Origin of the sequence: Mesorhizobium sp. M7A.F.Ca.ET.027.02.1.1 (assembly GCF_004022985.1) — a bacterium.
In the GTDB taxonomy this organism is placed as follows: Bacteria; Pseudomonadota; Alphaproteobacteria; order Rhizobiales; family Rhizobiaceae; genus Mesorhizobium.
The window spans coordinates 1-9,558 of the sequence record NZ_RZOL01000239.1; the positions used below are offsets into that span (position 1 = coordinate 1).

Here is a 9,558-nt window from a genome sequence, read left to right on the forward strand (position 1 = left end):
TGTCCTGCCTGCGCGGCTCGATCTGCCTCTATGAGGGCGAGGAGCTGGGCCTGGAGGAGGCGGAACTGGCCTATGAGGATCTGCGCGATCCCGTCGGCATCCGCTTCTGGCCAGGCGTCAAGGGCAGGGATGGGTGTCGCACGCCGATGGTCTGGGAGGCCGGCGCCGACAATGCGGGCTTCTCCACGGCCAGGCCGTGGCTGCCGATACCGGCCAGCCATCGCGCCCGCGCGGTCGACGTCCAGAATGCCGACACGGCCTCGGTGCTGAAGTCCTATCGGACCACGCTGGCCTTGCGCGGGGAGCATGAGGCTCTGGTATCAGGCTCGATCCGCTTTCTCGACGCCGAGGGTGACGTGCTCGCTTTCATTCGCGAGGGCGGCGGTGAAAGACTGCTCTGTGTCTTCAATTTCGCTGGAGGACCGGCCAATTGGCCGTTGCCGGGGAATATCGGAGCGGTTGTACAGCTGGATGGCACCGCGATCGTCACGACCGAGCTTTTGCTGCCAGCGCTCGGAGTCTTTTTTGGCAGGCTCGACTGATACCCGGACCGTTACTGCACCAGCACGGCACGTCCGCATGTCGCGCCGGTGACCCGGACATCGGCCTCGCCGAGATGCACGCCGAGCGTATCGAGCAGGTTGTAAAGCAATGTGTCGACTGGTGCCGTTACGGTTTTCAAAAGCGTCGTCACAGCTGGCTTCACGGTGCCGAGCAACGCCGTTATGTCAAGCCCGAGGATACCAAGCGCATTGACGGAAAGCGACAACTTGTCGACCAGTGACGTTGTCAGCGTCTGGGTAATGTCCCGTGTTGGCGTCGTCTTGATGGTTTTGGCGGCGATCTCGGTTTTGTTGAAGACCAGGTTGGTCGGGCTGACGTTGGTGATGTCGGCACCCGCCGAACCCTTCACCAGTATTAGCGGGATTTTTAACAGCAGCAGATTGAGGCTGACATCCGCGATGTTGGCGTCGGAGAACGACTGCGGGTTGCTGAAATCCGCGAAGGCGGTGGGGCTGTTATCGGCATCGCTGGCGGCAAGGTTCACCGCCGCGATGCCGGGCTTCGCGGCAATGGTAACCTTCAGGCTGTCGGGGCCGGTCGGGCAACTGATGTCGGTCAGCTTTGCTTCGGCGTAGGCCACTTCGACATTCAGCGGCAGCTTGACTGACAGCAGGCTGATACCGCCGCCCAGGTTTGGATTGCCGACGCCGACCGTGACCAGCAGCTTGATGCGCGTTTGCGCGGTGCGAACCACGGTGCCGGCTTCTCCAACCGCCAGCCACGGCGAGGATTGCGGCGGTTCGCCGATGGCGATGGCGAGCGTGGTCGACAGCACCCCCGGAATGGCGGCGCCGAGGGCGACGTCGACCTGCTTCGAACCGTTTGCCAGTCCGGCGGCGGCGGTCAGCATGCCCATCGCGCTGGCATCGACGCCAAGGCCGGCCGGCTTTTGACCGAGGCCCAACTTGCCGACGGAGCCGAGATCGATCAGATGACTGAGCGGGATCTGGACCGTACTGGTCGACTTGGAAGCGATCGTCTGCAGGGCGAACTTGGCCGTGTTGCCAAGCCCCGGCACATTGGCCATGGCCGTGGCGATTTGGCCGACGGTCGCCTTTGATGCCAGCACATCCGAATACGACACGCCGGTCAGGTTCAACTGTGTGGCAAGGCCGTCGACGAAGGAGAGCACGCTCACATCCGCGGAGAGCAGCGCGTTGTAGTCCATGACGCTGAGCGAGATGTTGCTGCCGAGAAGTCCGCCGAGAAGCGCGTTGAGGATACCGCCATCGAGGCTGGCGAGCCTCGATCCGACCGAGAACGTCGCCTGCGGCGTCATGCTGGCGATGGCTTGGGTGCCGATGACGGGGGTGGGGATCAGCGAACTCGCGAAATAGCGGGCCGGGATCTTCTTCAGGGTGACACGGACGGCATTGTAGGGTGTTACGCTGGCCTGGAAACGCTGGCCCACATTGGCACCGGATGCCACATATCGCCCGGGCGTGACCGTCACGACGGTTTTGCCGGCCGACGGCTCGATCGTCTGTCCCGAGCTTTGAACGACAACCCCTGGCATGCCGTTGTCGGTCAGCGTGGTGACAACCGCTGTGTTGACTTTGGTCATGTTCGAGGCGGCGGTGATCGCCGCCAAATCCACCATTGCCTGGGCTTCGCGGCGCTCGGTGTAGATCGAAGCTTCGTCGATGGCCACCGCGGCCAGCGCCAGCGCCACCGGCGCGCTCAATGCCGCCATGACAGTGAAGTTCGCTTTCCTGTCACTCAGCATCAACCGGGCAAGGCGGCCGATCCCATTGCACGCGTGCAGCAGCATTCAAATGCCCCCGACCCTGATCGTTGACTGACGCTTGATCGTGGTCCCGGGCATGGCTATGCCCGGGAAAAGGTTCCAGATCGGCAGGTTGCGGGCGTCGTACTGGATGGAAACCACGAACTGGCTTCCATCAGCCGTGCTGTCGTTGGCCTGGTAGGTCAACTTGCTGACATCCACGAAAGGATATCCGCCGGCATTGTTGCTGACGAAGCTGGCTACGAGCGTCTGGCGTTCGGTCTGGTTCAATCCGGCAATTGCCGTGCGGGCGGCATCCGCTGCGATCTGTTGGATCGAGTTGGCGGCGCCGAAGTATATACCATACGCAACCATTCCGAGTAGAAGGAGAATGAAAATCGGTGAAAGTAAGGCAAATTCGACCGCAGAAGTGCCCCGTTCTTCTTGAAATTTCCGCGTTAATTGACGGATTTTGGGCAATTTACTTTCTCTGTTACTCATAGCCGCCACGCGTCTGAAGTTCGAACCATATAGAAGGTACTCATAATGTAACCCCAGGTTGCTTAAGAACGCATTAAGACATTCCGGCAAACTGGCATGGCTCCGATTCGCGGTGAAAAATGGCGTCTAGGTGAAGAAACCAAGTCAAGCTTCTGGTTTCGGCTGGTGTTTCAGTGGCCACGCCATAGCTTTCGTCCGCCTTACTTTGGGTGACCCAGAGAGTCTGTTGAAATAAAAATTCTCCGCGTTAGTGTCTGGGCACGAGCCGCAGGACGGGAACCAGCGGCGCGCTCAAAGGGGTCAGATATCGACTCCAGGGCGTCAACACTTACTAGGCGCGCCAACGGCAGCGCCGACAGGGAGAACTTCATGCTGAAAAACATGCTGAAGGCGACGGTGCTCGCCACGACCATGGCGCTGGCCGCCGGCACGTTCTACACGCCGGCTTTCGCCGAGACCGTCTATAACAGAGGTAGCGCCGCCGAAGCGGAGACGGTCGATCCGCACAAGACCTCGACAGTCTACGAAGCCGATATCATACGCGACTTGTTCCAGGGCCTGGTCATGCATGACCAGAAGACGAACCTCATTCCGGGCGCGGCCGAAAGCTGGACAGTGTCCGACGACGGCACTGTCTACACCTTCAAGCTGCGCAAGGATGGCTTCTGGTCGGATGGCAGCCCGGTGACGGCGGACGATTTCGTCTATTCGTTTCGTCGGCTGGAAGATCCGGCCACCGCTGCCGAATACGCCTCGATGCTGTACCCGGTGAAGGGTGCGGAGGACGTCAACACCAAGAAGGGCAAGCCGGAAGATATGGGTGTCAAAGCGATTGACGCAAATACCCTCGAAGTCACGCTGAAGGCGCCGACGCCTTACTTCCTGGAGATGCTGACCCACCAAGCCACCTATCCGGTCAACAAGGCTTCGATCGAAAAGCTCGGCGCCGACTGGATCAAGGCGGGTAATCTCGTTTCGAACGGCGCCTATACGCTGGCCGAGTGGATTCCCAACGACCACATGAAGCTGGTCAAGAATCCGAAATTCTGGGACGCCGCGACCGTCAAGATGGACGTCGTCAACTATATCCCGACCGAAGACCGCTCATCGGCAATGAAGCGGTTCGAGGCCGGCGAACTCGACAGCTACGGCGACCTGCCGACCGAACAGCTCGCTGACCTCAAGACCAAGTTCGGCGACCAGGTCCGCGTCGGACCTTATCTCGGCACCTATTATTATGCGGTCAAGACCGACAAGGCGCCCTGGGACAATGTCGAACTGCGCAACGCCATCTCGATGGCGATCGACCGCGACTTCCTCGCTGAGAAGGTCTGGCAGAACTCGATGCTGCCTGGCTATTCGATGGTGCCTCCGGGCATCGCGGGCTACACGCCGGCAATGGCCAAATACGCCGACATGTCGCAGATCGACCGCGAGGACGCTGCCAAGAAGACCCTCGAGAAACACGGCTATACGCCCGAGCATCCATTGAAGATGGAGATCCGCTACAACACTTCGGAAAACCACAAGAACACGGCCGTCGCCATCCAGGAACAGTTGAAGCCGCTCGGCATCGACGTCTCGCTCGTCAACACCGACACCAAGACCCACTACTCCTTCCTCGAGCAGAAGGGCGACTACGACGTGGCGCGTGCCGCCTGGATCGCCGACTACAAGGATCCGGAGACCTTCCTCGGCATCACCCGCAAGGCCAGCGGCAACAACTATTCGAGCTATGTCAGCCCGGCATATGAAGCGGCCATGGACAAGGCTGCGGCTGCCGGCGGCAAGCCGGAAGAGCGCATGAAGGACCTCACTGAGGCCGAGCGCATCCTTGTCGATGACGTCGGTAACATTCCGCTTCTCTACTACAGCTTCCACGACATCGTTTCCTCGAAGCTGCATGGCTTCGACGACAATGTGATGGACATCCATCCGTCCCGCTTCATCAGCAAGGACTGATCCTTAGCTGGGCCGCCGCGCAACTCGATGCGCGGCGGTGCTGGTTTGCCATCGCATCGGCCCGGGAACCGGAATCGATTTTCGGCATGTCGGTGCGAAGATTTGAAGGCTAGGGCGCAACCGTCCAACTGGACGCGCGTTGCTCTGGGTCAAGCGGGGCACCGATGCTGCGATACGTATTACGGCGGCTTCTGACCGCCATCCCGACGCTGTTCGTCATCGTGACCATGGCGTTTTTCCTGATGCGCGTCGCGCCGGGCGGCCCATTCAACCAGGAGCGGGGGCTGAGCCCCGAGATCAGGGCCAATCTCGAAGCCCAGTTCGGCCTCAACGATCCGCTCTGGCTGCAATTCGTCCATTATCTCGGCAATCTGCTGCGCGGCAATTTCGGCCCGAGCTACAACATGCCGGACTTCACCGTCACCGAACTCTTCGCCAAGGGCCTGCCTATATCGGTTCAGCTCGGTGCCTCGGCGCTCGTCCTGGCGCTGCTGCTCGGTTGTGTGCTCGGCACCATTGCGGCGCTTAACCAGAACAAGCTTGGCGACTATACGGTGATCGCGCTGGCGACGGCCGGCAGCACCATCCCAACCTTCGTCATCGCGCCGGTGATCCAACTCCTGTTCGGGCTGACCTGGAGGCTGCTGCCGATCGGTGGGTGGGGCGACGGCGCTTTCATCAACAAGGTCGGTCCGGTGTTGACGCTCGCTCTGCCGCAGATCGCCATCGTCGCCCGGCTGATGCGTGGCTCGATGATCGAATCCTTGCGGTCCCACCACATCCGCACGGCGCGCGCGCTCGGCCTGTCCGATTGGTCGGTGGTGGTCAAGCACGCGCTGCGCGGTGCCATCCTGCCGATCGTCTCCTTCACCGGTCCGGCGGCGGCGGCATTGCTGACCGGCTCGGTCATTGTCGAGACGATCTTCTCCATTCCAGGCGTCGGCCGCTATTTCGTCGATGCCGCGCTCAATCGTGACTACACGCTGGTGATGGGAACGGTGGTGGTGATCGCCATCTTTACCATTGTCTTCAACCTGATCGTCGACGTCATGTACGCGGTCGTCGATCCGAGGGTGCGCTATGACTGACATCGCAGCCACAGCCCCCACCGTCATCGGCCGTTCGCTCTGGGGGGATGCCTGGGCGCGGCTCAAGGCCAATCGCGCCGCCATGTTCAGCCTGTACTACCTTGCCCTGATCGGTGTCGTCAGCGTGGTCGGGCCGTGGTTCGTGCCACATCAATACACCACCATCTATGCCGACTATGTGCGTATGCCGCCAAGCCTGTCAGCCTATCCGAAGGCCGACATGATCGAGACGGCGCTCACCGAAGCGATCAAGCGCATGCGGGTCGACATCAAGGAGTGGCGGCAGGAAGGCAACCAGGTCTTCGTCACCGTCAAGTCGACTAGGCCGATCGACGATCGCAACATCCGTTATCTCGACCGTTCCGATGCCTTTGACGGCACCAAGATCGAGAGCAAGTCGCCCGACGGTCTCGAAGTGACGATGAGCGCCTCGATCAAGCAGCAATATTTCCTGTTCGGCACCGACAACACCGGCCGGGATCTGTTGTCGCGCACGCTGATGGCCGGGCGCATATCGCTGGCCATCGGCCTGCTCGCGGGTGTCGTGGCGGTGGTCATCGGCGTGGTCTACGGGGCCGCTGCGGGCTTTGCCGGCGGCAAGGTCGACGAGGTGATGATGCGCATCGTCGACGTGCTCTATTCCTTGCCCTTCATCTTCTTCGTCATCATGCTGGTAGTGTTTTTCGGCCGCAACTTTGTGCTGATGTTCCTGGCGGTCGGCGCCGTGCTGTGGCTCGACATGGCGCGCATCGTGCGCGGCCAGGCGCTGTCGATCCGCCGGCAGGAATATGTCCAGGCGGCGGAAGCCATGGGCGTCGGCCAGCGCGGTATCCTGCTGCGCCACGTCATCCCCAACCTGCTCGGCCCGGTGGTGATCTACATGACGCTGCTGGTGCCTCAGGTCATCATCCTGGAAAGCTTCCTGTCGTTTCTCGGCCTCGGCGTGCAGGAGCCGATGACCAGCTGGGGCGTGCTGATCTCGGTCGGCGCCAAGAACATCGGCACCGCCAACTGGCTGCTCCTGTTCCCCGCCTTCTTCCTCGTCTCGACGCTGTTCGCGCTGAATTTCGTCGGCGACGGCCTGCGCGACGCACTGGACCCGAGAGATCGATAAGATGGGGATCGCTAAGATGGCTGCTTCCGAAACGATCCTCAGCGTCAAGGATCTGCGTGTCCGCTTCCGCACGCTCGACGGCGCAGTCGAGGCGGTGAAGGGCATCAGCATCCACGTCAATGCGGGTGAGACCGTTGCCGTGGTTGGCGAATCCGGGTCCGGCAAAAGCCAGACGATGATGGCGGCGATGAGCCTGCTGGCATCGAATGGCGAAGCGACAGGCAGCGTCGATTATCGCGGCCGCAATCTTCTGACGCTCAGCAAATCCGAGCTCAACCAGGTTCGTGGCCGCAAGATCAGCATGATCTTTCAGGAGCCGATGACTTCGCTCGATCCGCTCTATTCGATCGGCAACCAGTTGATCGAGCCGATCCGCCGGCACCGGGGCCTGAATGCCGCCGAGGCGCGGGAAGAGGCGCTCAAGCTGCTGCGGCTGGTGCATATTCCCGATCCCGAGCGGCGGATGAAATCCTATCCGCATGAAATGTCCGGTGGCCAGCGCCAGCGTGTGATGATCGCGATGGCGCTCGCCAACGACCCTGACATATTGATCGCCGACGAGCCGACGACGGCGCTCGACGTGACCATCCAGGCGCAGATCCTGATGCTTCTGGCCGAATTGCAGCGCAAGCTCGGCATGGCGATCGTCTTCATCACCCACGATCTTGGCATCGTCCGCCGCTTTGCCGACCGGGTCTATGTCATGCGCCAGGGCGAGGTTGTCGAGGAGGGGGAGGCGGAGGCCATCTTCGTCAATCCCCAGCATGCCTACACGAAAATGCTGCTGGCGGCCGAGCCGGCCGGCAGCAAGGCGCCGCCGCCCGCCAATGCTCCGGTGCTGCTCGAAGGTAGAAATGTCGAAGTGACGTTCAGGATTGGCGGCGGGTTTCTTGCTGGTGAACCGCTGATGCTGCGTGCCGTCGATCACATCTCGATCCGGCTGCAGCGAAACCAGACCATCGGCATCGTTGGTGAATCCGGCTCGGGCAAGTCGACGCTCGGCCGCGCCTTGCTGCGGCTGTTGCCGAGCGACGGGATTATCCGTTTCGGCGATCGCGACATTTCCCAAGCCGACCGGCAGGCGATGCGGCCGCTGCGGCGCCAGATGCAGCTCGTCTTCCAGGATCCGTTCGGCTCGCTGTCGCCGCGCATGACCGTCGGCCAGGTCATCACCGAAGGACTTCTGGTGCATGAGCCTGATCTTTCGGGCAAGCAGCGTGATCAACGCGCGGTCGACGCCTTGCGCGAGGTCGGCCTCGACCCCAACGCACGCAATCGCTACCCGCACGAATTCTCCGGCGGCCAGCGGCAGCGCATCGCCATTGCTCGCGCCATGATCCTGAAGCCCAGGCTGGTGGTATTGGATGAGCCGACCTCGGCGCTCGATCGCTCTGTGCAGAAACAGATCGTCGAACTGCTGCGCAAGCTGCAGGCGGACCACGAATTGTCCTATCTCTTCATCAGCCACGATCTGTCGGTCGTGCGCGCCATGGCCGACTACATCATCGTCATGAAACAGGGCAAGATCGTCGAGGAAGGGCCGACCGAGGCGATCTTCAGCGATCCGCGGCACGCCTACACACAGACGCTGATGGCCGCGGCGATCGACGTGACGCGATTTCGCCTGAGCGCCTGAACCGGGCTCCGCACCGAGGCATTGGCTGTCCGCTCAATTCGCGGACCTGGGGCACTTGCGTGCTCGCACAGCGGCAATGGCATCCTGTTGCTGCTTAAGCCGGTCGATCCTGGCTGTTTCACGGTTGGCTACCGCCGTCTTCACGCGTGAGCCGCCAAGCAGCCAGCGTGGAACATTGGTGTTGGCCACCTTGCCGCGCGTGATTGCCGTTTGCGAGATGTCACGGGCGACGTCTCCCATGGCCCTGTTGAGGTCGGTGCACGTCATCGAATCGTATTTCGCTGCATCGACGGTTCTGCCGAGCGATGAACAGCCAGCGACGAGAACCAGCGTCATCACAAGAATCAAGGGCGGGGCTGTGGTTGAATTCAAATTCATGTCGCACTCGGCCCGCCGTTTCGCTGACTCCATCAGGTCCATCGACCCTAAAGCCGACGGACCTTTTCGTCAAAATATGCGGCCCGCGAAGAAACCTGCTACCGGCCAGCCTTTGCGGGCGGCCAGGAACATTCTCTGCCACTCGAATTGCTATCTGGCGCGTGTTGGGTTCAATCACTGGTGAACGCAGAGAGCCCGTCCCGACGACGTCGGGCGGTCCTTTCCTACGCTGCTTCGGCCACGAACGTCGACGGGGGGCAACCGCCGAGCACTGTCTGAGCGATGTCGGCGTCATTTTCATCGACATGCGCCATCACCAGAACCACCCCCTCGGCAACGTCTTGATCATCCGCCTTCATGGCGGCCATGGCGAATGTTCCAAACAGACCGCCGGCAACGCTGCCACAGACCGCGCCCGCCACCGCTGTTGGCAACACGCTCGCAGCAACAGGATTGGTGCCATAGGCCGCAACGGCGCTCAGGCAGGCCAACACGCCGGCGGCAGCGCCAAGTAACGATCCCAAAGCGGAAACCCTAAGAGATCCCGCCTCGTTATTGTAAGGCCCGATGATGGCGATCTGTACGCGAG

Annotated in this window: 9 protein-coding genes; 5 read left to right on the forward strand and 4 right to left on the reverse strand. The window is 61.5% G+C overall.

Annotated elements, in window-relative coordinates:
* The coding region (locus tag EN749_RS23105; RefSeq protein WP_128364047.1) for an alpha-glucosidase C-terminal domain-containing protein at positions 1-542 on the forward strand (542 nt) is incomplete at its 5' end.
* 11 nt (positions 543-553) lie between these two features.
* Here the strand turns inward: EN749_RS23105 and EN749_RS23110 are convergent.
* Both EN749_RS23110 and EN749_RS23115 read right to left on the reverse strand, forming a co-directional pair.
* Positions 554-2,335 carry a TadG family pilus assembly protein gene (locus EN749_RS23110; protein ID WP_127396102.1) on the reverse strand — a complete coding sequence of 594 codons (1,782 nt, stop codon included), beginning with the start codon at positions 2,333-2,335 and terminating at the stop codon, positions 554-556.
* Entirely contained in the window at positions 2,336-2,770 is a 435-nt protein-coding gene (locus EN749_RS23115; protein WP_127396103.1) for a TadE/TadG family type IV pilus assembly protein, read from the reverse strand.
* Between the two features lie 390 nt (positions 2,771-3,160).
* Here EN749_RS23115 and EN749_RS23120 point away from each other — a divergent pair, with 390 nt between their 5' ends.
* The 4 genes from EN749_RS23120 (at position 3,161) to EN749_RS23135 (ending at position 8,591) form a co-directional block, all read left to right on the forward strand.
* Entirely contained in the window at positions 3,161-4,753 is a 1,593-nt protein-coding gene (locus EN749_RS23120; protein ID WP_128364048.1) for a peptide ABC transporter substrate-binding protein, read from the forward strand.
* A gap of 164 nt (positions 4,754-4,917) precedes the next feature.
* The gene (locus tag EN749_RS23125) at positions 4,918-5,841 is read left to right on the forward strand and encodes an ABC transporter permease subunit (protein ID WP_127322904.1); all 924 of its coding nucleotides are present in this window, start codon (positions 4,918-4,920) and stop codon (positions 5,839-5,841) included.
* Positions 5,834-6,955, forward strand: a complete 1,122-nt coding sequence (locus EN749_RS23130) for an ABC transporter permease subunit (RefSeq protein WP_128364049.1) — start codon at positions 5,834-5,836, stop codon at positions 6,953-6,955. Before EN749_RS23125 ends, EN749_RS23130 begins: the two co-directional genes overlap by 8 nt.
* Positions 6,956-6,971: 16 nt before the next feature.
* Positions 6,972-8,591, forward strand: a complete 1,620-nt coding sequence (locus EN749_RS23135) for an ABC transporter ATP-binding protein (protein ID WP_128364050.1) — start codon at positions 6,972-6,974, stop codon at positions 8,589-8,591.
* 33 nt (positions 8,592-8,624) lie between these two features.
* On the opposite strand, the gene EN749_RS23140 is transcribed toward EN749_RS23135, so the two are convergent.
* Together EN749_RS23140 and EN749_RS38970 are read right to left on the reverse strand one after the other, a co-directional pair.
* A complete protein-coding gene (locus EN749_RS23140) occupies positions 8,625-8,969 on the reverse strand; it encodes a hypothetical protein (protein ID WP_128364051.1) in 345 nt (114 codons plus the stop codon).
* A 224-nt stretch (positions 8,970-9,193) separates the two neighbouring features.
* On the reverse strand, positions 9,194-9,558 hold a 365-nt coding region (locus EN749_RS38970; RefSeq protein WP_245491479.1), incomplete at its 5' end, for a hypothetical protein.

Excerpts from the sequence above, each read along its gene's own strand:
- EN749_RS23110 (WP_127396102.1), bottom strand. The coding sequence starts at position 2,335 with ATGCTGCTGCACGCGTGCAATGGGATCGGCCGCCTTGCCCGGTTGATG.
- EN749_RS23120 (WP_128364048.1), top strand. The coding sequence starts at position 3,161 with ATGCTGAAAAACATGCTGAAGGCGACGGTGCTCGCCACGACCATGGCG.
- EN749_RS23125 (WP_127322904.1), top strand. The coding sequence starts at position 4,918 with ATGCTGCGATACGTATTACGGCGGCTTCTGACCGCCATCCCGACGCTG.
- EN749_RS23130 (WP_128364049.1), top strand. The coding sequence starts at position 5,834 with ATGACTGACATCGCAGCCACAGCCCCCACCGTCATCGGCCGTTCGCTC.
- EN749_RS23135 (WP_128364050.1), top strand. The coding sequence starts at position 6,972 with ATGGCTGCTTCCGAAACGATCCTCAGCGTCAAGGATCTGCGTGTCCGC.
- EN749_RS23140 (WP_128364051.1), bottom strand. The coding sequence starts at position 8,969 with ATGAATTTGAATTCAACCACAGCCCCGCCCTTGATTCTTGTGATGACG.